Source organism: Nesterenkonia suensis (assembly GCF_054782935.1).
This window is the reverse complement of record NZ_BAAGRN010000005.1, coordinates 178,563-201,564: the sequence shown is the minus strand read 5'-3', so window position 1 is coordinate 201,564 and position 23,002 is coordinate 178,563. Positions and strand designations below refer to the sequence as shown.

General features: G+C 70.2%; 22 protein-coding genes. 10 read left to right on the top strand and 12 right to left on the bottom strand.

Features of this window, described 5'->3' with window-relative positions; translation table 11 throughout:
* Positions 1-5: 5 nt before the first annotated feature.
* Positions 6-851: an aspartate/glutamate racemase family protein gene (locus ACYVKI_RS07435; RefSeq protein WP_460689709.1), complete on the bottom strand. Its 846-nt coding sequence runs from the start codon at positions 849-851 to the stop codon at positions 6-8.
* A gap of 248 nt (positions 852-1,099) precedes the next feature.
* Here ACYVKI_RS07435 and ACYVKI_RS07430 point away from each other — a divergent pair, with 248 nt between their 5' ends.
* Positions 1,100-2,317 (top strand): LysR family transcriptional regulator, encoded by a 1,218-nt coding sequence (locus tag ACYVKI_RS07430; RefSeq protein WP_460689708.1) that lies wholly within the window; start codon positions 1,100-1,102, stop codon positions 2,315-2,317.
* A 107-nt stretch (positions 2,318-2,424) separates the two neighbouring features.
* Here ACYVKI_RS07430 and fbaA read toward each other — a convergent pair whose 3' ends face one another.
* Complete coding sequence (gene fbaA / locus ACYVKI_RS07425) at positions 2,425-3,447, bottom strand: class II fructose-bisphosphate aldolase (protein ID WP_460689707.1); 1,023 nt, start codon at positions 3,445-3,447, stop codon at positions 2,425-2,427.
* Between the two features lie 205 nt (positions 3,448-3,652).
* Here fbaA and ACYVKI_RS07420 point away from each other — a divergent pair, with 205 nt between their 5' ends.
* Positions 3,653-4,423: a GntR family transcriptional regulator gene (locus tag ACYVKI_RS07420; protein WP_460689706.1), complete on the top strand. Its 771-nt coding sequence runs from the start codon at positions 3,653-3,655 to the stop codon at positions 4,421-4,423.
* A gap of 77 nt (positions 4,424-4,500) precedes the next feature.
* Here the strand turns inward: ACYVKI_RS07420 and ACYVKI_RS07415 are convergent, their stop codons facing one another.
* Positions 4,501-4,827, bottom strand: a complete 327-nt coding sequence (locus ACYVKI_RS07415) for a branched-chain amino acid transporter permease (RefSeq protein ID WP_460689705.1) — start codon at positions 4,825-4,827, stop codon at positions 4,501-4,503.
* Positions 4,820-5,590, bottom strand: coding sequence for an AzlC family ABC transporter permease (locus ACYVKI_RS07410; RefSeq protein ID WP_460689704.1), 771 nt, complete (start codon positions 5,588-5,590; stop codon positions 4,820-4,822). Before ACYVKI_RS07410 ends, ACYVKI_RS07415 begins: the two co-directional genes overlap by 8 nt.
* A gap of 80 nt (positions 5,591-5,670) precedes the next feature.
* On the opposite strand from ACYVKI_RS07410, the gene ACYVKI_RS07405 reads away from it, so the two are divergent.
* On the top strand, positions 5,671-6,120 hold the full coding sequence (locus tag ACYVKI_RS07405; RefSeq protein ID WP_460689703.1) for an Lrp/AsnC family transcriptional regulator: 450 nt from the start codon (positions 5,671-5,673) through the stop codon (positions 6,118-6,120).
* Between the two features lie 96 nt (positions 6,121-6,216).
* On the opposite strand, the gene ACYVKI_RS07400 is transcribed toward ACYVKI_RS07405, so the two are convergent.
* The gene (locus tag ACYVKI_RS07400) at positions 6,217-7,509 is read right to left on the bottom strand and encodes an MFS transporter (protein WP_460689702.1); all 1,293 of its coding nucleotides are present in this window, start codon (positions 7,507-7,509) and stop codon (positions 6,217-6,219) included.
* A gap of 157 nt (positions 7,510-7,666) precedes the next feature.
* Positions 7,667-9,463, bottom strand: coding sequence for a PucR family transcriptional regulator (locus ACYVKI_RS07395; RefSeq protein WP_460689701.1), 1,797 nt, complete (start codon positions 9,461-9,463; stop codon positions 7,667-7,669).
* Positions 9,464-9,605: 142 nt separating this feature from the next.
* Between ACYVKI_RS07395 and ACYVKI_RS07390 the strand changes: the two genes are divergently transcribed.
* From ACYVKI_RS07390 to ACYVKI_RS07380, 3 genes are read left to right on the top strand one after another with little or no spacing between them, the layout of a single operon-like run.
* Entirely contained in the window at positions 9,606-11,102 is a 1,497-nt protein-coding gene (locus ACYVKI_RS07390) for a sodium:solute symporter family protein (protein WP_460689700.1), read from the top strand.
* Positions 11,099-12,877, top strand: coding sequence for a thiamine pyrophosphate-binding protein (locus ACYVKI_RS07385; RefSeq protein ID WP_460689699.1), 1,779 nt, complete (start codon positions 11,099-11,101; stop codon positions 12,875-12,877). The genes ACYVKI_RS07390 and ACYVKI_RS07385 overlap by 4 nt, the downstream gene beginning before the upstream one ends.
* On the top strand, positions 12,874-13,842 hold the full coding sequence (locus tag ACYVKI_RS07380) for a C-terminal binding protein (protein WP_460689698.1): 969 nt from the start codon (positions 12,874-12,876) through the stop codon (positions 13,840-13,842). Before ACYVKI_RS07385 ends, ACYVKI_RS07380 begins: the two co-directional genes overlap by 4 nt.
* A 104-nt stretch (positions 13,843-13,946) precedes the next feature.
* Here ACYVKI_RS07380 and ACYVKI_RS07375 read toward each other — a convergent pair whose 3' ends face one another.
* Positions 13,947-16,385, bottom strand: coding sequence for an ATP-binding cassette domain-containing protein (locus ACYVKI_RS07375; protein WP_460689697.1), 2,439 nt, complete (start codon positions 16,383-16,385; stop codon positions 13,947-13,949).
* Between the two features lie 128 nt (positions 16,386-16,513).
* Positions 16,514-17,392 carry a helix-turn-helix transcriptional regulator gene (locus ACYVKI_RS07370; protein WP_460689696.1) on the bottom strand — a complete coding sequence of 293 codons (879 nt, stop codon included), beginning with the start codon at positions 17,390-17,392 and terminating at the stop codon, positions 16,514-16,516.
* A 112-nt stretch (positions 17,393-17,504) separates the two neighbouring features.
* Here ACYVKI_RS07370 and ACYVKI_RS07365 point away from each other — a divergent pair, with 112 nt between their 5' ends.
* Together ACYVKI_RS07365 and ACYVKI_RS07360 are read left to right on the top strand one after the other, a co-directional pair.
* A complete protein-coding gene (locus ACYVKI_RS07365) occupies positions 17,505-18,158 on the top strand; it encodes an NAD(P)-dependent oxidoreductase (RefSeq protein WP_460689695.1) in 654 nt (217 codons plus the stop codon).
* 274 nt (positions 18,159-18,432) lie between these two features.
* Positions 18,433-18,693 carry a hypothetical protein gene (locus ACYVKI_RS07360; RefSeq protein ID WP_460689694.1) on the top strand — a complete coding sequence of 87 codons (261 nt, stop codon included), beginning with the start codon at positions 18,433-18,435 and terminating at the stop codon, positions 18,691-18,693.
* A 10-nt stretch (positions 18,694-18,703) separates the two neighbouring features.
* Here the strand turns inward: ACYVKI_RS07360 and ACYVKI_RS07355 are convergent, their stop codons facing one another.
* Together ACYVKI_RS07355 and ACYVKI_RS07350 are read right to left on the bottom strand one after the other, a co-directional pair.
* Positions 18,704-19,102: a YciI family protein gene (locus ACYVKI_RS07355; RefSeq protein ID WP_460689693.1), complete on the bottom strand. Its 399-nt coding sequence runs from the start codon at positions 19,100-19,102 to the stop codon at positions 18,704-18,706.
* 73 nt (positions 19,103-19,175) lie between these two features.
* Positions 19,176-19,985 carry a class I SAM-dependent methyltransferase gene (locus tag ACYVKI_RS07350; protein WP_460689692.1) on the bottom strand — a complete coding sequence of 270 codons (810 nt, stop codon included), beginning with the start codon at positions 19,983-19,985 and terminating at the stop codon, positions 19,176-19,178.
* 158 nt (positions 19,986-20,143) lie between these two features.
* Between ACYVKI_RS07350 and ACYVKI_RS07345 the strand changes: the two genes are divergently transcribed.
* On the top strand, positions 20,144-20,806 hold the full coding sequence (locus ACYVKI_RS07345) for a class I SAM-dependent methyltransferase (protein ID WP_460689691.1): 663 nt from the start codon (positions 20,144-20,146) through the stop codon (positions 20,804-20,806).
* Between the two features lie 27 nt (positions 20,807-20,833).
* Here the strand turns inward: ACYVKI_RS07345 and ACYVKI_RS07340 are convergent, their stop codons facing one another.
* A complete protein-coding gene (locus tag ACYVKI_RS07340) occupies positions 20,834-21,436 on the bottom strand; it encodes a TetR/AcrR family transcriptional regulator (protein WP_460689690.1) in 603 nt (200 codons plus the stop codon).
* Positions 21,437-21,628: 192 nt separating this feature from the next.
* On the opposite strand from ACYVKI_RS07340, the gene ACYVKI_RS07335 reads away from it, so the two are divergent.
* Positions 21,629-22,222: a hypothetical protein gene (locus tag ACYVKI_RS07335; RefSeq protein WP_460689689.1), complete on the top strand. Its 594-nt coding sequence runs from the start codon at positions 21,629-21,631 to the stop codon at positions 22,220-22,222.
* 134 nt (positions 22,223-22,356) lie between these two features.
* On the opposite strand, the gene ACYVKI_RS07330 is transcribed toward ACYVKI_RS07335, so the two are convergent.
* Positions 22,357-22,683, bottom strand: a complete 327-nt coding sequence (locus ACYVKI_RS07330; RefSeq protein ID WP_460689688.1) for a hypothetical protein — start codon at positions 22,681-22,683, stop codon at positions 22,357-22,359.
* Positions 22,684-23,002 lie beyond the last annotated feature (319 nt).

Sequence of the window (23,002 nt, the reverse complement as noted above, 5' to 3'; positions counted from 1 at the left end):
CCAGCTTAGCTCTCAGGGACACCGCTGGACCCGCGCGCGCGGGCGGCCTCGGCGGGGGCCAGAGCCTCGGCGGGGGATCCAGTCTCCTCGGGAGCCGCAGCCTCGGCGGGGTGCCGGGGACCGGGCGCGGCGGGAATCTCGCCGGTCAGGCAGAATCTGCTGAGCGCGGCCACGTGCGCGTCCACGGAGTCCAGCGCGGGCACCGGCGCAGTGGCCGGCGGCACGAGGATCCCGATCTCTGTGCAGCCGAGCACGACGGCCTCGGCGCCACGGTCACGCAGGTCCCTCATCGCGGTGATGAACTCGGCCCGAGTCCTCTCGGCGAAGTCTCCGAGGGTGAGCTCGGAGAAGATGCGTCGATGCAGCAGGGAGCAGGTCTCCGGGTCAGGGATGATGACGTCGATGCCGTGCGCCTCGAGCCGACTGCGATAGAAGGTGTCCTGCATCGTGGGCGCAGTGCCGAGGACGCCGAGGGTCAGGGGGCGGCGCTGGTGGCCCTGGAGCTGTTGGCGGGCCTGCTGGGCGATCGCATCGGCGATGTGCAGCAGCGGGACCTCCACGGCCGCCTCCACGGCAGGGGCGACCTTGTGCATCAGGTTCGTGGCGATGGCCACTGCGTCAGCACCGCCCGCGACGAGACGCCGGGCCGAGTCGGCGAGGGCTTCACCAGCGGCGTCCCAGTCCTCCTCGATCTGCAGGGCCCGAATCGCAGCGAAGTCGACCGAGTCGATGAGCAGCGAGGCGGAGGAGTGCCCACCGCGCGCGTCGGCGACGGCAGTGTTGATCCCACGGTAGTACTGCTCTGTGGAATGCCAGCTCATCCCGCCGAGCAGTCCGATCCTGTGCCTCATGAGAGTCCTCTCTGGGTCTGGAGACCGCGTCTGCGATCGGGCTCGGAGACTGCCTTCCCGGTGGACGAACCGTGCGAACGGTGCGAACCGTTCCAACCGTGCCAACCGTGCCAACCGTGCGAACCGTGCCTGCACTGTCGGGCCGATCTGTCCGCACAACGGTCTCTCCTTCTGCACTGACCATCATGGAATCTATGATCTGTGCGCAGAAGTCCTGATCCTCATGCCCCCTGCCATAAGCTGTGCTTATGAGTGACTCCGAGATGACTGCCGAGGAGAATCTGTACGCAGCCAGAGGAAGCAGACGGCCCCCACATGATGCCCCCGACGGCGACGCCGACAGCGGCCCCGGCGGCGACCCCGGCGGTGACCCCGACGGCGACCCCGGCGGTGACCCCGGCGGTGACCCCGGCGGTGACCCCGACGATCAGTTCACAGACGCTGAGCTCGACCCCCTCACACTGCGCAGAGATCCGAGTCCGGACTATGACCGTCTTCCCGTGTGGGACACCCCGGACTCTGAGGGGTCGGGCGCCGATGCCGCAGTCGTCCCGCCCCGCCGAGGGGAGGAGGAGCAGCTGGATCTGCGCAAGCTCCTGCTCTTCGAGCGCGCCGTGGCCGCCGGCAGCCTCAGCGCCGCGGCCGCCGAACTCGGCTGGTCCCAGCCGGCGGTCTCCCAGCAGCTCTCCACCCTGGAACGCTCGCTCGGCACCCGCCTGCTCACCCGGACCACCCGCGGCGTGGTCCCCACCCCCTCCGGGAGGATCATGCTCAGCCGAGCCGAGGCCATCCGCACCCAGGCCCGCGCCGCGCTCGAGGACCTGCGATCTGCCGTTCCCAGCACAGACCAGACACTGCGCCTGGCCGCTTTCCCCTCACTGGTCGGCGGAGCTCTGGCCGAATCCTTGGAACAGCTCGCCTCCGGCGGTGGCGGCGGGTTCGAAGTCCTGGAGCACGAGCCACCAGAGGCCCTGGACCTGCTGCGCCGCGGCCGGGTCGACGTCGCCCTGATCTTCCGCCACGGAGCCGGCGACCCCATCCCGTCCGGACACCGCGCCGTCCCGCTGGGCGTGGACCGGCACCGCCTCGTGCTGCCCCGACGTTGGGGGCTGGACCGGGATGTCCGCGAACTGGCCGACGCCGCCGACCTCCCCTGGGTGGCCGGATGCGCCCAATGCGCCCAACACCTGACTCGGGTCTGTCACGACGCCGGATTCACCCCCCGCATCCGTCACGTGACTGATGATCCGCAGGCTATCCAGGCCCTGGTCGCCCATGGGCTCGGCGTGGCTCTCATCCCCCGCCTGGCCCTGCGGACCCCGGGCGCGGCCGGCTACGCCGACCGGATCGACGTCGTCGACCTCCCCGATCTGGCCCCGCGCGAGATCACTGCCGTCCACCCCAAGAGCTGGACCGGCACCGCTCGCCTCGATGAGCTCCTCACCGCGCTGCACCGCCGACTCTGAGTCCCTCACCTGCCGACGCGTACGCCCGGGGGCCCGCCACCATGACCGTGACGGGCCCCCGGGCGTACGCCGGGCGGACCCGGCTGTGCTCAGCGCTGCTCAGCGCCTCACTTGATGGACTTGCCGGCCGAACCCAGCCGCTGGGAAGCCTCCACGATGCGGGCGGCCATCGACTCCTCAGCCTTCGCGCCCCAGACGCGCGGGTCATAGGTCTTCTTGTTGCCGACCTCGCCGTCGATCTTCAGCACACCGTCGTAGTTGGCGAACATGTGACCCGCCACCGGGCGGGTGAAGGCGTACTGGGTGTCAGTGTCGATGTTCATCTTGATGACGCCGTAGCTCACCGCATCGGAGATCTCCTGCTCCGTGGAGCCGGAACCGCCATGGAACACCAGGTCGAAGGGGCTCTCCTTGCCGTACTTCTTCGCCGTCTCGTCCTGGATCTCCTTGAGGATCTCCGGACGCAGCTTCACGTTCCCCGGCTTGTACACTCCGTGCACGTTGCCGAAGGTCAGCGCGGTGATGTAACGCCCCTTCTCACCCAGGCCCAGGGCCTCGATCGTGGCGACGGCATCCTCAACGGTGGAGTAGAGCTTCTCGTTGATCTCGTTCTCCACGCCGTCCTCCTCACCGCCGACGGCGCCGATCTCGACCTCGAGGATCTGCTGGGCGGCAGCCGAGCGCGGCAGCAGCTCGGCGGCGATGCGCAGGTTCTCCTCCAGCGTCTCGGCCGAGCCGTCCCACATGTGGGAGTTGAAGATCGGGTCACGCCCGGCCTTCACCTCCGCCTCAGAAGCCTCCAGCAGCGGCAGCACGAAGCTGTCCAGCTTGTCCTTCGGGCAGTGGTCGGTGTGCAGGGCGATGTTCACCCCATAGCTCTTCGCCACCTGCTTGGCAAACGCCGCGAAGCCCAGCGAGCCGGTGACCATGTCCTTGATGCTGGCGCCGGACCAGTAGGCGGCACCACCGGTGGAGACCTGGATGATGCCGTCTGACTCCGCCTCGGCGAACCCGCGGATCGCCGCGTTCAGGGTCTGGGAGCTGGTCACGTTGACCGCAGGGAACGCGTAGCCGCCAGACTTGGCGGCGTCGATCATCTCGTTGTACTTGTCCGGGGTTGCGATGGCCACAGGCGAACTCCTTCGAGTCGGGTGTCGGGAGAGGTCTCTCCCCCATCCTAGCGGCGAGCAGAGGCCTCCCGAGAGGGCCGCCACCATGAGACACCCGAGTTTATCGCTTTACGACCCGACAGAATCGTCCGCTCGAATCCCGCACCATGTCCCGATGCGTCGCCGACCAAGCAACCTCACACGAAACCTGGATAGAGTGAGGCGCATGGCACACCCCCCTCCGGAAGAATCGACCTCTGACACGGGTTTCACGGCCCCGATCACCCGAGGGGAAGCGGTGGCACAACGGCTGCGCCACGAGATCCTCTCCGGCGAGCTCCCCCCGGGGGCGCCTCTGCGAGACGCTGAGCTGGCCGCCCGGCTCGGAGTCAGCATCACCCCGGTGCGAGAATCTGTGGCCACATTGATGGCCGAAGGACTGGTCGAAGCGCTCCCCAACAAGCGACGCCGCGTCGCCGTCCTGACCCAGCGGCAGGCCGAGGAACTCAGCGACCTCCTGGGCATGTTTCTGACCTCAGCTGTGGAACGGCTTCCGCTGAGCCCAGATGACGTGCCGAAACCCGCGGCTCCTCGCCCCGCTGTCGGCGAGGTCTCTGCCGCGGCGCGCCGCATGGCCGAGGCATGCCGCTCACACACCCGCCAGTCGGCCGAGCCGGCCTACCGGATCTTCGCCACCACGCTGTTCCGCGCCACCGGCCACACCGAACTCATCCGGGTCGCCGTCCCCGCTCTGCGCCGCACGCTGAGCATGTTTCGGCAGTACCCGGTGGAGCCCCTGCTGCCCACCTGGGAGGAGGCCCTGGAGGAGGTGGCCCACCACCTGGACGCCCTCCACGCGGCGCCGAACCGTGCCTCGGCACACGACGCCCGTCGGGCGGCCTCCGCGCGGTTCCGCAGACTCACCGAAGACCTCTTGGGCATCATCCGCGAGGCCGACCGCACCCCTGAGGACCCGATCGCCGACTCCCCCGCCTGACGGCCCGGCCACGACCGGGCCGCGATCCGGCCACGACCCGGCCACGACCCGGCCACGACCCGGGCCGGCACACAGACTCAGCACACGGCGACGAGCCCGACAAACGTCGCCGTCCCCACCGCCACGCTCAGCACCGTGCTTCGCCGGCACCCCAGATGCACGCCCACCGTAACCGCGCCGGCGATCAGGGCATGCGGCAGATGCTCCAGAGCCTGCCCCGCGGACTTCTGCAGCGTGACCCCCGCAAGGATCACCATCACCCCGGCAGGCATCCACTGCGCCAGGTCCCCCAGCACCGCCGATTCGCGCAACGGAGTCAGCAGGGCGAATGGCAACGCACGCAGCGCGAACGTGACGACGAAGACCACTCCCACCGCCGCGACGATGTCGCTCGACTCAGGCATGGAGGACCTCCTGCCCGCGCCGGCCCCTGACCATCGCCCGACCGGGGCGCCGTCGCACCAGATGCCGCACACCCAACCCGAGGAGCAGTCCCAGCATCCCCAGCAGCAGCCCATGCTCCGGGAGAAGGACCAGCGCCAGTGCGACGCTCAGGCCACCCAGCAGCAGTGCCGGAACGTCACCCCGGGTCCGGCAGCTGTCCAGGGTCAGCGTGATGAACAGGGCGCAGAGCGCGAACTCCAGGCCCACGATCGGGTGCGGCATCAGCTGGGCCATCGCGACGCCGACCAGCCCGCCGCCGACCCAATAGGCATGGCAGGCCATCTGCAGCGCCAGCAGACTGCGCCCTGACCAGCGCTTCGGCTCCGCCGCCGTGACCGCGTAGGCCTCGTCCACCAACGCATGCATGGCGTAGATCTTCCCCAGCGGGGAGCGCACGGCGCGCAGCGGAAAGCTCACCGCGTAGAAGGCATGGCGGAAGTTCACCAGCAGCGTCGTCAGCGCGATGGTGCCCAGCGGCGTCGCCGCAGCGATCATTCCGACCAGCAGCAGCTCCAATGAACCCGTGAAGACGACCACGGAGAGCAGCGGGGCCACCCACCACGGCAGTCCGGACTGGACCACCAGCATGCCCAGTGCGACGCCGAGGGGGAACAGGCCCAGCCCCACCGCCAGGGAACCGCGCAGGCCGTGGGCGAGCTGGCGACGTCGCACGCTGGAGCGGACCGAACTCGCCACCTGCCTCTCGTCCTCCACAATATCCATGCCTCGATGATTCCACGCATCACCCAGAATATGGTGACCAAAGCTCTACGATGAGGCACCCAGCATGCAATACTTCTCCTATGGAGGCCCTGGATCGCGCAATCATCACAGAGCTGGAGAAGAACGGCCGAATCTCGAACGTCGAGCTCGCCGAGACGATCGGACTCACCCCGGGACCCTGCCTGCGGCGGGTGCAGCGCCTGGAGAACGACGGCGTCATCCTCGGCTACCGGGCCGAGATCAGCCCCGACGCCGTCGGCCGGAACTTCGAGGTGCTGCTGGACGTGGACCTCGAGGGCTTTCGGCGGCCTGTCGTGGTCGAGTTCGAAGAGACCATGGAGTCCTTCGGCGAGGTGCTGGAGCTCCATCGGCTCTTCGGCTCACCCGACTACCACGTCCGCATCGCCGTGGAGAGCCTCGAGGCCTACGAACGTTTCCTCACCGAGAAGGTCATGGCCATCCCCGGCATCGCGAACGTCAACTCCCGCTTCCCGATGAAGATCCTGAAGTCTCTGCGTCCCGGCCGATGACTGCCGCGCGGATCTGCCCACCGGACCCCTGCCCTGCGAGAGGATGCCTCAACGGACGGAGGCGTCGGCGGGCGGAGGCGTCGGCGGGCGGAGGCGTCAGCGGGCGACGCGTTCAGCGGCGGCCAGCCGCCAGTTGACCGCACCGGCACCCAGCACCACCGAGGCCGCGACCACGGGAGCCAGCAGCGCCGCGCCGGTGCCCAGATGCTCACCGACCTGACCCACCAGCGCCGAGGAGGCCGACTGGCCGACCACGATGCCGGTGGTCGCCACCGTCATCGCCGTGGCCGCACGCCCCCGCGGACTGCGCGCCGAGACCAGGCTGAACACCGTCACCAGAGTGGGACCCAGCCCGATGCCCAGCAGTCCGAGCGCAGTGAGCATCCCGCCGAGGCCGGTGACGAACGGCAGCATGAGCGTCCCGGCGACCATCAGCCCGGCGAAGACCATCCAGCGCGCCCGCAGCGAGAAACGCTCGGGGAACAGCCCGGCACCGAGTGCGAAGGCCGCTGACCCGATTCCCATCACCCCATAGACCAGACCGGCGCTCTCACCGTGGCCGGAGTCGGACATGAAGGAGGTCAGCGAGGTCAGCACCGATCCGAAGAACAGCCCGATGCCGAGCGCACCCACCAGCACCGTCAGCAGGGACGGCCGGAACAGCTCACGCGCCGGGGCCACCAGCTCACGATCACCCTGGGCCGGGGCCACCTCCCGGACGCTGCGATGCAGGGCGAAGGAAGTGACGAAGACCAGGGTCAGCAGGGCCGCCCCCACCACAGGGGCCGCCGGGCTGACCAGTGCGGCCAGCAGGCCCACGATCATCGGTCCGAAGACGAAGGTGATCTCATCGGCGGCGGACTCGTAGGCCATAGTGCGGCTCAGAGTGCGGTTCTGCCGGGCCGCCGGAAGCCGCCGCAGGATGATCCCCACCAGGCGCGTCCTCGACATCGGCGGGATCTGCGGGGTGGTCGCGCCGATCAGCAGGGCCGAGACCAGCACGGCCCAGTCCGGCAGCGGGGAGTAGGCCACCCAGGCCATGGCCAGCAGCGTGACGGTGCTGGCCAGCCCCGCGCAGAGCACCACGAGCCGCTGCCCCCAGCGGTCGGCGGCGGCACCGACCAGCGGGGCGCAGAGCACCGTACCCAGGCCCACCATCGCTGAGGTCAGACCGCCCAGGCCCAGTGACCCACGGACGGAGACGACCAGGGTGAGCACCCCGACCACCATCATCGCGTAGGGGAACCGCGCGATCAGGGCGATCGGGAAATAGGACGGACCGGCCGCACGGAGCAGACTGGGACCGTCGTCGTGAGGAAAGGCCGGAGCCGCATGCCCGGGCGCATCAGCCTGGGGGCCGTCCCGGCGGTCAGAGTCGAGAGTCGTCATCGTCGCGCACCTCCTGCAGCGCACACATGGAGCAGTGCCGCCTTGGCGCGCTCCTCGATGAGCGCCGCCAGGTAGATACACAGACTGGTTCAGAGTCGGGCCGACGGTGATTCCCGCGCAGGCCGACAGATCATTCTACAGGATCGCATGCTCCCCTTCAGCTGCGGGGATCAGAGCCGTCGCGCCCCCGGCCCAGGATGTCCAAGGCTGCGAGCAGGTCCGCCCGATGACGGGCGTCGTCGAAATCCACGGGCAGCAGACGAGCGGCCGTGCCGATCACCCGCCGCACGGTGTTGCGGTGGAGTCCCAACTCCCGCGCGGCACCGTCCCATCGTCCGTGGTGGAGCAGCCAGCAGTGCAGCACGTCCAGACATTCCCGACGACGTCGCTCATCGAGGGACTCCAGCGGGCCGAGCATCCTGGCCGCCAACGCCTCCCGGGCCTCCTGCGGCATGGCGGCCGCCCACCGGCCCAGCGCACTCTCCTCGGACGGCTCATCCATGAACTCTGTGGCGGTGACAGAGGCGCCGCGGCTCTGGGCCACGGGCACCAGCGCCACCGCCTCATCCATCGCGACGCCCAGTTGCCCCACGGGCCGGGCGCGGCTGACCGCCACCACCCACCCCTGGTCCTCGCAGAGCCGCAGCCGCCTGCGGCTCGGCGGGGTGGACACCAGGGCGCGCAGCCAGGGCCCGTCCCGGTCAGCCAGCTCCGCCGCGACCAGGTGGGACCACCAGGCCAGCTCCTCCGGCGCGTCGAGAGCCACAGGGGCCGGGCCCTTCCCCGCAGAACCCTCGGCACGGTCCTCCGCCTCATGCCGAGCATCGGGCGGGGCGGTGCGGGGCATGGCGACCACCGCATGGGCGCAGCCGTCGGCACCGACGCCGAGCACCTCACGGAGGAGCTCCGCGCTCTCCTCCGCCGTCCTCTCGACGGCTCCGGGAGAGCGCCGTGCACCGTCCGGGGCCGTGTCGGTCAGGCCCGTGGTGGCCCGCCCGTGCTGCAGGATGAGCCGCATCGTGAGCTGATCGATCGCCGCACTGCGGCGCCCGGGGGCCCGCAGGATCAGCTCCAGGAGGTCGCCCGCCAGCATGAGAAGCGTCAGGTCGTGCTGAGTCAGCGGACGCGCAGCCACCACCAGAATCACCGTCGAGGCCGCCGCCGTCGACCCCCGGCCGCGGAGCCGCAGACGCACCGCTTCAGGGCTCGCTCCCGGCGGAGCGTCATGGGACCGCGCGGACGGTCCCTCAGACAGCGCGGTGAAGCGGAGCCGTTCCCGCCCCGCGTCGGGCCGGGCGGCGCGCTCCAGCTGCTCCTCTCCCACGCCCGGGGGAAGTGCCCCGGCCTGCTCGATCAGGCGTCGTCCACGCAGCTGCACTCCTGTGCCGGTAGCCTCCGCCAACTGCCCCAGGATCTGCCGGACCGGCCGTGAGCTGAAGGCGGAGGTGACCATGGAGACCGCGCTGCGGCTCACTGCGGCGGCCTGGGCCACCCGCTCTGACTCCAGCCACGACGTCAGCGCCACGGTCAGCCGGATGAACGGCACGTCCTCAGGAAGGGCGAGCAGCGGCAGATCGTGGGCTCGGCAGGCCGCGGTCAGCGCCGCGGGGACCTCATCGTGGACGGGCATGACCCCGAAGAGCAGTCCTGCCACGCCGCCCTGGCGCAGCCGAGAGACATACCGGTCCATGCCCGCCGGGTCATCCGGCAGCCCGAGTCCGGTGACCAGCAGCAGCTCGTCGCCGGCCAGATAGCGACGAGGGTCCTCCAGCTCGATCACCGGCGCAGAGGCCACCGGGATGCGCCGGATGCGTCCAGGGTCCTGCGGATGGAGGCACCGGATGCGCAGCTCCTCCTCCTCGAGGAGCTTCCCCAGCTCCACAGTGGCGCGGCCGCGTCGATGCTCCTCAGACCGCAGCTGCTCGATGTAGGGGAGCTCCTCCGAGGGCGCCATCAGGTTATTCTATCTCGACAGTGGACACATCAGGATTTTTCAACCGAACCTTCGTGTGAGATGCCCCACTAGCATGGCGATGACCATGCCGCCGGGGCCTCCCGGCGACGCACAGCCACAAGACGCTGCAGGAGACACCCTCATGATCCTCGACATCGCGGTGATCGCCGTCTACACCGCCGCCATCCTCGGCGTGGGCTGGTGGGGCCTGCGCCGGTCCACCACCAAGAGCGACTACCTGGTGGCCGGGCGCCGCCTGGGGACGTTCATGTACTCCGCGGCGATGTCCGCCATCGTGCTCGGCGGAGCCTCCACCGTAGGCGGCATCGGCCTGGGGTACAGCTTCGGTCTCTCCGGTGCGTGGCTGGTCACCGCCATCGGGCTGGGGATCCTGCTGCTCTCTGCGCTGTTCGCCCGGCACATCGTCAAGCTCCGCGTCTACACCGTGATGGAGATGCTGGACCTGCGCTACGGGCCGTCCTCCCGCGTCGTCCCGGCCGCGGTCATGTTCCTCTACACGTTCATGCTCGCGGTGACCTCCACGCTGGCCTACGCCACCATCTTCCACGTGCTGCTGGGCGTGCCGAACTGGGTGGGGATCCTCATCGGCGGCAGCGTCGTGGTCATCTACTCCACCCTGGGCGGCATGTGGTCGATCACGATGACCGATGTGATCCAGTTCGTGATCAAGACGGTCGGCATCCTGCTGCTGCTCGCCCCGGTGGCGGTCATCCATGCCGGCGGCTTCGCCGAGATCCGCGAACGCGTGGGAGACTCCTTCTTCTCCCCCACCGCGATCGGCGGCGCCACCATCGTTACCTACATCATCACCTACACGCTCGGACTGCTGATCGGCCAGGACATCTGGCAGCGGGTGTTCACCGCCCGCACCCCGCGCATCGCCATGATCGGCGGCAGCCTGACCGGGGTGTACTGCATCGTCTACGGGATAGCCGGTGCCGTGATCGGCATGTCCGCCCGCGCCATCTGGCCAGACCTGCCCAACCCGGACGAGGCCTTCGCCACCATCGTCCAGGACGCGCTGCCCACCGGTCTGCGCGGCCTCGTCCTCGCCGCCGCCCTGGCGGCACTGATGTCCACGGCCTCGGGGGCGCTGATCGCCGCCTCCACCGTGCTGACCACCGACCTCATCCCCTACGCCCGCCACCTGCTGCAACGCGGAGCCGCCCCGGATCCGACCGAGGAGCGGGACCAGGAGGACGTGCGAGGGTACCGCGGCGCCACCCTGCTGCTGGGAGCCGCCGTCATCCTCGTGGCCACCATGGTCAGCACCGTGGTCGGAGCACTGGCTATGGCCTACAACGTGCTGGTCGGCGGTCTGCTCATCGCCATCCTGGGCGGCCTGGTCTGGCGCCGCGGGACCCGGCAGGGCGCCACCTGGTCCATGGTGGTCGGCACTGCGGCGGTCATCGTCACGATGGCCCTCACCGACATCCTCGCCAACGAGCCGATCTACGTGGGCCTCGGATCCAGCCTGGTGACCTATGTGGTGGTCAGCCTGCTGACCCCGCCCACCCCCGAGGAGGTCCACCAGGAGTGGACCCGCCGGCTCAGCCGCAGCGACACCACCACGATGAGCGAGATTCCGCCCTATGACGAAGGAGCACCGACCCGATGACCTCCCTGGACCTTCCCGACGGCGCCGCGGCCGCCCACGACGCCGGCACTCCCGGCACTCCCGGCACTCCCGGCACTCTGGGCACGCTGGGCACTCGCCTCGGGGGCGACGTCGTCCTCGAGTCCCTGCAGGCACTCGGGGCCGAGGGCGTGGTCGGGCTGCCCGGTCAGCACGCCCTGGGGCTCTTCGACGCGCTGCGCCGCTCCGAGCTGCCCTGCCTGGCGGCCCGAGTCGAGAACAACGCCGGGTTCATGGCTGACGGTCTGGCCCGCGTCACGGGGAAGCCCGCACCGCTGCTGCTCTCCACGGGCCCGGGTGCACTGACGTCATTGGCCGCTCTGCAGGAGTCGGCGGCGTCCTCGGTGCCGGTGCTGGCGATCAGCGCCCAGGTCCCGGTCGCGGGCCTGGGCGGCGGGCGCCACGGGTACCTCCACGAGCTGCCGGATCAGTCGGCGTCGTTCCGAGGGGTCGTGAAGAGCACCTTCACGGTCCGGCGGATCTCCCAGATCCCCTCGGCCCTGGCCGAGGCCTGGACGACGGCGGCCTCCGCCCCCCAGGGGCCCGTGCTGGTGGAGATTCCGCAGGACGTCCTGCTGGAGACGGCCAAGCCCTCGGTGCCGCCGGTGGTGGACCTGACCGCGACGCCGACCGCCCCTCCTGCCCGCGATGAACTGGTCCGGCAGGCGGCGAACCTGCTGCGCGGCGCGGAGAACCCGGTGATCCTGGCCGGCGGCGGGGTGGTCCGCACCGACGCCGGTGAGGCGCTGCGCCGTCTCGCCGAGGCGCTGCCGGCCCCGGTGGTCACCACGTTCAGCGGCAAGGAGGCCCTGGCCTGGGATCATCCGCTCCACGCGCGCAGCTGGATGGAGGACATCGCCACCACCGAGTTCCTGGAGGACGCCGACGTGCTGCTGGTGGTCGGCAGCGGCCTCGGGGAGCTCTCCAGCAACTACCACACCTTCGCACCCCGCGGCCGGATCATCCACGTGGAGGCCGACCTCGGCAAGGTCACCGCCAACCACCCGGGGCTCGGCGTCCACGCCGACGCCTCCGCAGCCCTGGCCGGGATGGCCGCCGTCGTCGAGCACTCCGGTGCGCCGGACCCGGGGCGGCGGGCTCGGGCCGAAGAGCGCGTCACCGCCCTGCTGGCGACCGTGGCCCGTCGGCTCGACAGCCAGGGGCTCGAGAGCGAACGGGCACTGCTGTCCGGGCTCCGCCAGGCGACTCCGGAGGGCACCGACACGTTCTGGGACATGACCATCGCCGGGTACTGGGCCTGGTCGGCCTGGGACCCGCGGGGCGGACGCTTCGTCTCCGCGCAGGGCGCCGGCGGCCTGGGCCACGCGCTTCCCGCCGCGGCCGGGGCCTCCTTCGCGCGCCGGCTGCGTGGTGAGCCCTCGGCCGTGCTGGCCGTCTCCGGGGACGGCGGGGCGCTCTACGGCATCGCCGAGCTCGCCGCCCTGGCCCAGCACCAGCTGGACGTCACCTGGCTGATCGTCGACGACGGCGGCTACGGCATCCTGCGGGAGTACATGGAGTCCACCTTCGGGACCGCCACGGCCACCGAGCTGGCCCGCCCGGACTTCTGTGAGCTGGCCGCCTCCTTCGGGATCCCGGCGGAACGGGCCACCACCGACGAGGCGCCGGATGCGGTGGCCCGGGCGCTGACCGCCGGTGGTCCCCGTGTGGTCGTGGTTCCCGCCCGGCTGGGGCTGTTCGCCCCCACACACCTGGACCGGCTCGATGACCGGCGCGATGACCGGCGCGACGCATGAGCGCCCCGCTGGTGCTCTTCACCGATCAGACCGACATCGACCTGACCCCGGCCCGCACCCTTCTTGCGAAGCAGGGGCTGATGAGCCGCATCGCCGGGCCTGAGGGCCCGGTGGAGGCCGCCCGCGCCATCGCTGCGGAGGGGCTGTCCGTGCAGGGCCTGGTGGTGGGTTTCGCCGACGTCGACGCCGTCCTGCTGGACGCGCTGCCGGGGCTGACGATCATCGCGACCACGAGTGCGGGACTCGACATGGTCGACTCTGCGGCGGCACGATCCCGCGGCATCCCAGTGGTGCCCCTGGTGGACGCCTCCACCGACGAGGTCGCCGCACACAGCCTCTCGCTCATGCTGGCTGTGGAGCGTCAGCTGCTGCCGGCCACTCAGGTCGTCGCCGAAGGAGGCTGGACTGCGGACATCACCGGTGGGGCTGAGCGCGTCCCTCGCCGGTTCAGCGAGCTGACCGTCGGCCTGCTGGGATGCGGGCGCATCGCCCAGAGGCTGGCGCAGCTGCTGCGGCCTCTGGTCGGTGCGGTGATCGCCCATGACCCCCATCGCGGCTGCCCCGAGATCGAGCAGGTCAGCCTGGACCAGCTGCTGTGCCGCAGTGACGTGCTCTCCCTGCACGCGCCGCTCACACCGCAGACGCACCACCTGCTCGATGCCGGTCGACTGGCCCAGCTCCCGCCGGGAGCCACTGTGGTCAACTGTTCCCGCGGTGAGCTGGTGGACCCTGACGCCCTGCGGGCCGCCCTCGACTCCGGGCACCTCCGCGGCGCCGGTCTGGACGTCCTGCCCGGGGAGCCGCCGTCGCCGGCGTCGCCGTTGCGCACACACCCACAGGTGGTGTGCACCCCGCATACGGCGTTCTGGTCAGATCGGGCGCTGGAGGCCTATGCGGTGCAGCCAGCACGCACTGTGCTGGAGCACCTCACCTCCGGGAGGCTCCCTGCTCACGCGGTGCTGTGACCCGTTCCGGACCCGCCGGACAACTCGGCCCCGACGGTGCGCGGGAGGTCCGCCCCTCCCGAATGTGGGGCGGAGGACCCTCCTTCAGACCGGCTGAGCCATGGTCAGTCCCCCACATAGTCGGCCAGATGCTGACCGGTGAGAGTGGCCTGGCCGTCCCTGGCGGCGGCCACCAGCTGCGTCGGAGTGCCTTCGAAGACCACCCGCCCGCCGTCGTGGCCCGCCCCGGGCCCGAGGTCGATGATCCAGTCCGCATGCGCCATGACCGCCTGGTGGTGCTCGATGACGATCACACTCCGCCCGGAGTCCACCAGCCGGTCCAGCAGCCCCAGCAGCTGCTCCACATCGGCCAGATGCAGACCGGTGGTGGGCTCGTCCAGGATGTAGGTGCCCCCGTCGTCGGCCATGTGCACCGCCAGCTTCAGCCGCTGCCGCTCACCGCCGGAGAGCGAGTTCAGCGGCTGCCCCAGGGTCAGATAGCCGAGCCCGACGTCGGCCAGGCGCCGCAGGATCTTCTGCGCGGCCGGCAGCCGCGCCTCGCCGTCGCTGAAATGCTCCAGCGCCTCATCCACGGAGAGGTGCAGCACCTCGCTGATGTTCCGCCCGCCCAGCGTGTACTCCAGCACCGCCGCCTGGTACCGGCGGCCCTCGCACTCCTCGCAGGGGGTCTCCACCGTCTCCATGACTCCGAGCTCGGTGAACACCACCCCGGCGCCCTTGCAGCTGGGGCAGGCTCCCTCCGAGTTGGCGCTGAACAGCGCCGGTCTGACCCCGTTGGCCTTGGCGAACGCCTTCCGGATGGGCTCGAGCAGTCCCGTGTAGGTGGCCGGGTTGGAGCGTCGGGAGCCTGTGATCCCCGCCTGATCGACGACGACCACGCCCTCCCGGCCAGCCAGGTTCCCGTGGATCAGGGAGCTCTTGCCGGAGCCGGCCACCCCGGTGACCACGGTGAGGATCCCCGTAGGGACGTCGACGTCGACGCCAGTCAGGTTGTTCTGCTCGGCTCCGCGGATCTCCAGCACGCCGTTCCGCTGCCGGACCGACTCCTTGACCCGGGCGCGGTCGTCCAGGTGACGACCGGTGAGCGTGTCGGAGGCACGCAGCCCCGCCACGTCGCCGGTGTAGACGATCTCGCCGCCAGCAGATCCGGCCCGCGGCCCCAGGTCCACGACGTGGTCGGCCACCGCGATGGTCTCCGGCTTGTGCTCCACCACCAGGACGGTGTTGCCCTTGTCCCGCAGGCGCAGCAGCAGGTCGTTCATCCGGGCGATGTCATGCGGGTGCAGCCCGATGGTGGGCTCGTCGAAGACGTAGGTGACATCGGTCAGGGCGGATCCTAGGTGGCGGATCATCTTGGTCCGCTGGGCCTCACCGCCGGAGAGCGTGCCGGCGGGACGGTCCAGGCTCAGATAGCCGAGTCCGATCTCGACGAAGGAGTCCAGCGTCTCCCCCAGGGTGGTCAGCAGCGGAGCCACTGAGGGCTCATCGAGGCCGCGCACCCAGGCGGCCAGGTCCGAGATCTGCAGGGCGCAGGCATCGGCGATGCTCAGACCGGCGATCGTCGAGGATCGGGCGGCCTCGGTGAGCCGCGTGCCCTCGCAGGACGGGCAGGTGGTGAAGGTGACCACCCGGTCCACGAAGGCCCGGATATGGGGCTGCATGGCCTCACGGTCCTTCGAGAGCATGGATTTGCGCACCTGAGGCACCAGCCCCTGGTAGGTCATGTTGATCCCGTTGATCTTGACCTTCTCCGGCTCCCGGTGCAGGAGGTCGTGACGCTCCTGATCGGTGTAGTCGCGGATCGGCTTGTCCGGGTCGAAGAAGCCGGACTCGGTGTAGAACTTCACCGACCAGCCGCCGACCTTGTACCCGGGTACGGTGATGGCGCCGTCGTGGAGGGACTTCGTCTCATCCACCAGCTGGGTGACGTCGATGTCGCTGACCTGCCCGCGGCCCTCGCACTGCGGGCACATCCCGCCGGTGATCTGGAAGTCGCGGCGTTCCTTGACCTTCTTGCCCTCCTTCTCGAAGGTCACGGCTCCGGCGCCGCTGATGGAGGCCACGTTGAAGGAGAACGCCTGCGGGGAGCCGATGTGGGGCTCGCCGAGCCGGCTGAACAGGATGCGCAGCAGCGTGTTCGCGTCGGTGGCGGTCCCCACGGTGGAGCGCGGGTTGGCACCCATGCGTTCCTGGTCCACGATGATCGCGGTGGTCAGCCCCTCCAGGTGGTCCACGTCGGGTCGCCCCTGGGAGGGCATGAGCCCCTGCAGGAAGGCGCTGTAGGTCTCATTGATGAGCCGCCGGGACTCGGCCGCGATGGTACCGAAGACCAGGGAGCTCTTGCCGGATCCGGAGACCCCGGTGAACACCGTCAGCCGCCGCTTGGGGATCTCCACGGAGACGTCGCGGAGGTTGTTCTCCCGGGCTCCGGTGACCCGGATGATGTCGTGGGTGTCCGACGGCGCAAGCGCGTCAGCTCCTTGGGAGGCGGGCGGGGAGCCGGGCGTGGTGGTGCGGGCGGTGGTGGGCGACGTCGTCGTCATGGGGTCTCCTGGGGAGCACCGGTCGCGCGCGGACCGGATGAACACCGGTGGCGCGCGATCATGGGCAGGTGCACAGCAGTGTAGTGCTCCCATGACGGCTTCATCATGACGGCTTCATCAGGACGGCTTCATCGGTCCGCCCTCGACGTGTGGCCGTGTCCCGCACGGAACTCGCCGGGCGTGTGTCCCGCCTGCCGCCGGAACCATGCCGTGAAGTTGCTGGGGTCCTCGAAACCGATACGGCCTCCGATGCTGTGCACTGGGAGGTCCGTCTGGACGAGGAGCCGCCGTGCCTCCAACAGGAGTCGCTCGTCGATGATCTTCTTGGGGGTGACGCCGCGCGCCTGCCGAGACGCCCGAGCCAGTGTCCGGGGCGACCAGCCCAGCGCGTCGGCATAGTCGGCGACGTCATGCCAGTCGGCGAACCGTCGTTCCACCAGTCTCCGGAAATCCCGGAACGCCGGCGGAAGCTCGGCGAAGTTCTCCTCGCCGCGGTGCCAGGACACCAGCTGGATCAGCAGGGCCGAGAGCATCTGCCGAAGGGCGGCGCGCCTGAGGGGATGAGACATCGCGCTGTCTGAGGCGAGGTCGCTGACCGCAGTGCTGAACGCGGCGAGACGGGCAGGGTCGATGTCCTCCGCGGCCCACCAGTGGGGCCCTTCCGGGGCATCGGCGGAGGTGAGCCTGGCCGTGTCAGGGTCGAGGAGCCCCACAGGGAAGAGCAGCACCGTCCCCTCCAGCAGAGCAGGGTCCTCCCACCGTTGGACCTGCCCCGGACGGACCCAGAGCACCGTCCCGGGCGCGAGGCGGTGCTCGGCGAAATCCACCATGTGCCGGGCGGAGCCGTCTTCGACGAGCATCAGCTGGTGGAATCCCATCCGCTGCGGCCGGGCGAACAGGCCCGGGACGGCACGTCGCGGCAGGTCACCGACGGCGTGGACCTCCACCTCGCCCTCCTGGCCTGCAGGAGGCCGGTAGGCCACGTCTTCGATGGCATCCTGTCCCATATTCACCATGATATGTCGGCTGATCACCGGGACCTCCCATCTCCTGAGGAGTAGATTCACCAGAGTCAGAGCCAGAGACAGAGTTAGAGACACCGACCCGGACAGGAGAACCATGGCTCACATCGCCGTCATCGGAGGCACCGGCCACGCAGGCTCACATATCGCCGCGGAGGCCGCCCGCCGAGGCCACCACGTCACCACCGTGTCCCGCAATGGATCGGACCGGGCCACCCCCACCGACGTCGCGGGCCAGATCCGCCACATCGCCGGCTCCGCCTCCGACACTGAGCTGGTGTCCCGGCTGGCCACCGACCATGACGTCATCGTCTTCGCCCTGCCGGCGGCCGGGAAGCCCGGCCTGTCCGATCACCTGCGCACCGTGCTGCCGGCCGCCGCACGCGGAGGAAGCCGCGTCGCCGTCGTCGGAGGGGCCGGCGGCCTTCGCGTCAGTCCCGACGGGCCGCTCCTGCTGGAGACGGCCGACTTCCCGCCCGAGTACCTTCCCGAGGCGACGGCCCATCGGGAGGCCCTGCAGGTGCTGCAGCAGGACACCTCAGGGACGCGCTGGTTCTATCTCTCCCCCGGGGCGATGTTCGGTGCTGAGCTGCAGATCCCGTCGACGGGTGCGTACCGCACCTCGGACGAGGTCCTCCTGACGGATCCGGAGGGCCGCTCCCAGATCAGCGGGGCCGACTATGCCCTCGCCCTGGTCGACGAGATCGATCGCCCTGCCCATGAGAATCGCCGGTTCCACGCGGCACACTGACCGAGTCCGCCAGCAGAGAGAGGGTCAGCTGCGCACAGGATCCCCGGATCTGAGGCCGACGGCCCTCTCCCCGTGGGCGCCGTTCTCCAGCACGGGCAACACCTGGTGCGTGGACTCCACGACGGTCGGGTCCACGGTGGCGAGGATCAGCTCATTGCCGGTCCCCGCCACAGCCGCTGCGACGCGTCGATCCCGGCGGATGTCACAGATCCACGACGTCCTTCGTCCTCAGAGTGGAGGCCCGCACCCCGGGCCACGGACGAAGGGACACCTCATGGAGATCGCACTGTGGATCGTCACCGGCTTCCTCACCGGGGGATTCCTGGCCGGCGGCCTCGCGCTGCTGACACTGCCGTGTCAGCGTTACCGGGCGCTCGGGAAGAATCAGCACTGGGTGGACATGTTCGGCACCGGCACGCTGAAGGGCATGGCGGTGATCAAGCTGCTGGCCGCCGCGGGACTCGCCCTGCCGACGACTCTCGGCATCGCCGCCTGGGGCTGGGCACTCGGGCCGGGCGCGCAGATCAGCTGCTGAGGCGGACAGATCAGCCGTCGTCGTCGGCAGCTCCGAGGGCCGGCCGCAGCTCGAGCCACTCCCTGACGGGCCGGCCACCCGCACCAGGCGCTTGGGCCAGCTCCGCGGCGACCTCCCGGGCGCGGCGCTCGTCGGCCACGTCGATCAGCATCCACCCGGCGATGAGATCCTTCTCCTCGGACAGCTCGTCACCGAGCACCGGCGCCCCCTGCTCATCGGAGCTGACCCATGTGCCTTCGGGTGCCAGAGCGAGGCTGTTGACGTATTCGCCTGTCTCCTGGAGGCGCTCGGCCAGCCTCTCCATGAACTCGACGTGGTCGGAGACCTCTTGGGGAGTCCACTCCCGCATGGGGACGTCGTTCGCCGCGGCCGGGGCACCCCGATAGTGTTTGATCAGCAGATACTTCATCGTCATCCTCTCTCCAGCCGTGAGGTCACGCGTGACCTCGACACTAGGAGGAGCACCGGCCCCAGGGAACATCTCACGCCCGCCCCACGCCGATCAGCGTGGTCGCCTCAAGCTCAGCAGCCCCTGCTTCCTGCAGGGACACCAGGTACTCCTGGCGGACCCGCTCGATCTGATCCTCACTGAGATGAGTCAGCATGCCGGCGAAGCCGGAGCCGGTGATCACCAGCCATGCGAGATCCGCAGAGAGCGGGAGGCGCAGCTCCGACTCGGTCACCTCGACGTCGCGGAGCCCTCGATCCGCGAGCCAGGGGCCGAAGGTCTCGGAAGTGTTGATCTCGTCCAGGAGATGAGGCGGCCGAGGCGGGAGCTCCTCTCCTGTCACGGCCGTGATCGCCTGCCCCAGGTGGCGACCGGCGGCCTCCATGGAGCCGCGCCGCCAGATGGTGATGGCGGCGCGACCGCCGGGACGGAGCCTCGTCACCAGATGCTCGGTGCCGGCGGTCATGTCCGGGAAGAAGAAGACCCCCAGCACGCACTGCACGAGGTCATATCCGTCCCCGCCCCAGGACGTCGCATCCGCGGCCGCGGCGGTGACGTTCTCCCAGCCGTCGGCCTGCCGTTCGAGGTCGGCCAGCAGCGGAGCGGAGAGGTCGACGGCGTCGACGTGCCCGTCGGGCCCCACGCGCCGTGCCGCTGGCAGCGCAGATGCCCCATTGCCGCAGCACGCATCGAGCACCCGCTCCCCCTCCTGAGGCGCGGAGAGCTCCACCGTGGTGGCGCCGATGGGCCTCCAGAGGTGCTCACCCAGCCGGTCGAAGTCGGAGGTCGAGTCGGCGTCGGAGAAGGCGCGCGTGACACGCTCACGAGGATCCATGCGCTTCATGCTAACCATTCTCAACTGGGGAGTCCCTGCCGGGCGGCCGTCGGGTGGAATCGGACCCACCTGAGCGTTGTTGTTCCCGGCAGCCACCGGAAGCATCGGAGAGCCGGGGAGCACGAGAACCGCCCCGGCCACGGGGACGCGGAGAGAGCGGAGAGAGCGTGACACGACAATTCGACGCCGAGTATTGGGAACAGCACTATCACGCCCTTCCGGAGACGCGCCCGTCCATGGCCGCCGAGGCCCCCGGCCCGGGGGAGCCGAACCCCCATCTGGTGCGCGAGGTCTCGCCGCTGTCACCGGGGAGGGCCCTGGACGCCGGCTGCGGCCACGGGATCGAGGCCGCGTGGCTCGCGGAGCAGGGCTGGCGAGTCACCGGCGTCGACATCTCCCGGACCGCCCTGGACCGAGCCGCGCGGATCCTGCGCGCCCGCGGCATGGAACCGCGCGTCGAGCTCGTCGCCGCGGATCTGACGGCGTGGGCGCCGGAGCAGCCCTACGACCTCGTGACCACCCACTATGCGCACCCCACGATTCCGCAGCTGGACTTCTACCGACGCGTCTCCGGCTGGGTGGCGCCGGGAGGCACACTGCTGATCATCGGCCACCTGCACGGCCACGGCGAGGCTCACTCCCATGACACCCCCGGGCACCGGGGGAACCCACCGCAGGAGGCGCAGGTGCGGGCCGCCGACGTCGTCGCCCTGCTGGACGGGCCCTCGTGGCGGGTCGACGCCGCGGAGGAGGCCAGCCGAACGATGGTGCGCGCCGAGGAGAGCATCACGCTGCACGACGTGATCGTCAGGGCCACCCGGCTGAGCTGAGCCGCTGAGATCCGGTGCGCGTCAGCCCTAAAGGCGGATCCCCTGGGACAGCTGCTCGAAGGCCCGCACGGCAAGCTCGGCGGGCGGCTCGGAGCATCCGGTCTCGGCGGCCCAGTGCTCGAAGCCGATCCGCACGGCGTCGGTGGCTGCTGCGGCCATCAGACGCGCCGCCAGCGGATCCGCGTCCGGCACGAGGCCGGTGATGACCTCCTGGAGACGTGCCTCGGAATCGCGGTTGACGCGGTCCCAGACTGCCAGGAGGGCGCTGTCCTCGGCGGCCGCACGCAGCAGACCTCGCATGATCCGCCGCGAAGAGTCGGGTGCGCCATCGTCGACGTCCAGGAGCTTCCTGATGACCTGCGGGACGGCGGTCCGCGGATCACCTGGCCCCGTGTGCGCGAGGGCCTGGCGCCACTGGTCGGCCCCGACGCTCAGCAGCGGCGCCACCGACTCCTCCTTGGTCCGGAAGTACCGGTAGAAGGTGCGCAGGGAGACCCCCGCACCGTCGGCGATCTTCTCGGCAGTGACCGCCGAGACGCCGTCGGCGGCGAAGAGCCGAGCCGCGGAGCGGGCGATGTCCAGCCGGGTGGATTCCATGCGACGCTGTGTCAGGGTGGTGGAACTGGTCACATCCAGCAGAGTACGGGAATCACCACCACTGTGCACACGTTGCCATGATGGCACGTTGTGCCATTACGGCAGGATGTGCACCCGAGGGCTGGGCGCCCGCCCCGCCCGGAAGAACCGGATCCCCCGGGGACCCACATCCCACCAGCTTTCTGTCGAAGCCCGCGCACCGCGCCGCGGAGAAAGGTTCACCCCATGCCCACAGGATCACCCCTGTCCCCCGCGACCACGACCCCCGGCCCGCGCAGCGCGTTGGCCGCCGGGGCCATGGTGCTGTCACTGCTCGCCACCGGATGCGCCGCCGAAGACGACGCCGCCGTGGACGCCCCCGGTGACGAGGACACCGCGCAGGTCGAGACCCCCGAGGACGAGACCAGCACCGAAGACGACGCTGAGGATGACGCCGAAGCTGAGGCCGAGGAGGCAGAGGCCGACGGCGCCTCCGACGTGTCGGTGGAGACCGTCGGCGAGAGCCCGCACGCCTTCGTGTCCGGCCAGGCTCCGGAGGGCCCCGCAGTGGACGTCTCCGGCGAGCTGATCATCGGCCCGGGCGGCTACATGGCGCTGGCTCAGGACGGTCAGCCCCAGGTGCTGGTGTTCGACGAGGACGCGGAGTTCTCCTTCCGCGACGGGGCACCCTCCGTGACGACGCCGGAGCACGGCACCGTCGAGGTGGGCGAGGAGGTCGACTTCACCGGAGTGGAGCACCCCCTGGACGACATCGACGGGATTCCGTCGCAGCGCCTGGGCGGCGCCGACCAGCAGGTCCTCTTCGTCACCGGCGAGTAGATCCCCACCTCAGCGCATTGAGCTGACGACGACATATGTCGGCCCTGTCGTTGCTTCATTTCAGGAGCTGCGACAGGGCCGACAGGCCTCTCGGGTCATGCCCGCGCGAGGTCATCCTCGACGGCGGCACAGCATCAGCTGCTGCGGCCGGGGCGCCAGCCGAAGAAGTACAGAGTCCAGCCGAGAGCACCGAGCAGGAACAGTCCCACGGTGGCCCATGCACCTGTGGGCACTCCGGCGATCCGTTCCATGGCGCGCGCCTCGCCGGCCTCGGCGTCGTCTGTGGCGTCAGCCTCCTCGGCAGACGCCGCAGACTCTGTCTCGACGGCGGTCGGTGACTGCCCGCCCTCGCCGCGCTCCAGGGCCTCCGCGCCCGCATCGGGGATCTCCGAAGACTCGGCCGGGGATCCAGGGAAGCGGTCCTCAAGGGCCGTGGGAGGCCCCCGGTCCAAGGCGTTCACGGATCCGTCATTCCGGGGAGCGGGTCTGGCGTCGAAGGTCACCGGCTCGTCACCGCGCGCCACCGGGAGCTCACCATCGTCACCCCCGGATGCGCGGGGTGTCTCGGCACGCGCCGTTCCCTCGGAAGCTTCAACGGAGTCGGCGGTCCCCTCAGCCTCCTGGGTCTCTTGGGTCTCTTGGACTTCTTCGGAGACGGGGCTGGCCGAGTCCGGCTCCGGCGTCTCCTCTGATCCCCTCGGAGACGGGTCGGATGTCGGGGCAGGAGTGGCGTCCGGTCGCCCCTGAACCGTGTCTGCGCCGTTCGGCCTCGGCTCGGAG

Coding starts and splice junctions, on each gene's coding strand:
- ACYVKI_RS07400 (WP_460689702.1), bottom strand. CDS start 7,509: ATGACGACTCTCGACTCTGACCGCCGGGACGGCCCCCAGGCTGATGCG.
- ACYVKI_RS07405 (WP_460689703.1), top strand. CDS start 5,671: ATGGAGGCCCTGGATCGCGCAATCATCACAGAGCTGGAGAAGAACGGC.
- ACYVKI_RS07355 (WP_460689693.1), bottom strand. CDS start 19,102: ATGAAGTATCTGCTGATCAAACACTATCGGGGTGCCCCGGCCGCGGCG.
- ACYVKI_RS07415 (WP_460689705.1), bottom strand. CDS start 4,827: ATGCCTGAGTCGAGCGACATCGTCGCGGCGGTGGGAGTGGTCTTCGTC.
- ACYVKI_RS07370 (WP_460689696.1), bottom strand. CDS start 17,392: ATGGGACAGGATGCCATCGAAGACGTGGCCTACCGGCCTCCTGCAGGC.
- ACYVKI_RS07395 (WP_460689701.1), bottom strand. CDS start 9,463: ATGGCGCCCTCGGAGGAGCTCCCCTACATCGAGCAGCTGCGGTCTGAG.
- ACYVKI_RS07420 (WP_460689706.1), top strand. CDS start 3,653: ATGGCACACCCCCCTCCGGAAGAATCGACCTCTGACACGGGTTTCACG.
- ACYVKI_RS07365 (WP_460689695.1), top strand. CDS start 17,505: ATGGCTCACATCGCCGTCATCGGAGGCACCGGCCACGCAGGCTCACAT.
- ACYVKI_RS07350 (WP_460689692.1), bottom strand. CDS start 19,985: ATGAAGCGCATGGATCCTCGTGAGCGTGTCACGCGCGCCTTCTCCGAC.
- ACYVKI_RS07380 (WP_460689698.1), top strand. CDS start 12,874: ATGAGCGCCCCGCTGGTGCTCTTCACCGATCAGACCGACATCGACCTG.
- ACYVKI_RS07385 (WP_460689699.1), top strand. CDS start 11,099: ATGACCTCCCTGGACCTTCCCGACGGCGCCGCGGCCGCCCACGACGCC.
- ACYVKI_RS07430 (WP_460689708.1), top strand. CDS start 1,100: ATGAGTGACTCCGAGATGACTGCCGAGGAGAATCTGTACGCAGCCAGA.
- ACYVKI_RS07410 (WP_460689704.1), bottom strand. CDS start 5,590: ATGGATATTGTGGAGGACGAGAGGCAGGTGGCGAGTTCGGTCCGCTCC.
- ACYVKI_RS07360 (WP_460689694.1), top strand. CDS start 18,433: ATGGAGATCGCACTGTGGATCGTCACCGGCTTCCTCACCGGGGGATTC.
- ACYVKI_RS07375 (WP_460689697.1), bottom strand. CDS start 16,385: ATGACGACGACGTCGCCCACCACCGCCCGCACCACCACGCCCGGCTCC.
- ACYVKI_RS07390 (WP_460689700.1), top strand. CDS start 9,606: ATGATCCTCGACATCGCGGTGATCGCCGTCTACACCGCCGCCATCCTC.
- ACYVKI_RS07335 (WP_460689689.1), top strand. CDS start 21,629: ATGCCCACAGGATCACCCCTGTCCCCCGCGACCACGACCCCCGGCCCG.
- ACYVKI_RS07435 (WP_460689709.1), bottom strand. CDS start 851: ATGAGGCACAGGATCGGACTGCTCGGCGGGATGAGCTGGCATTCCACA.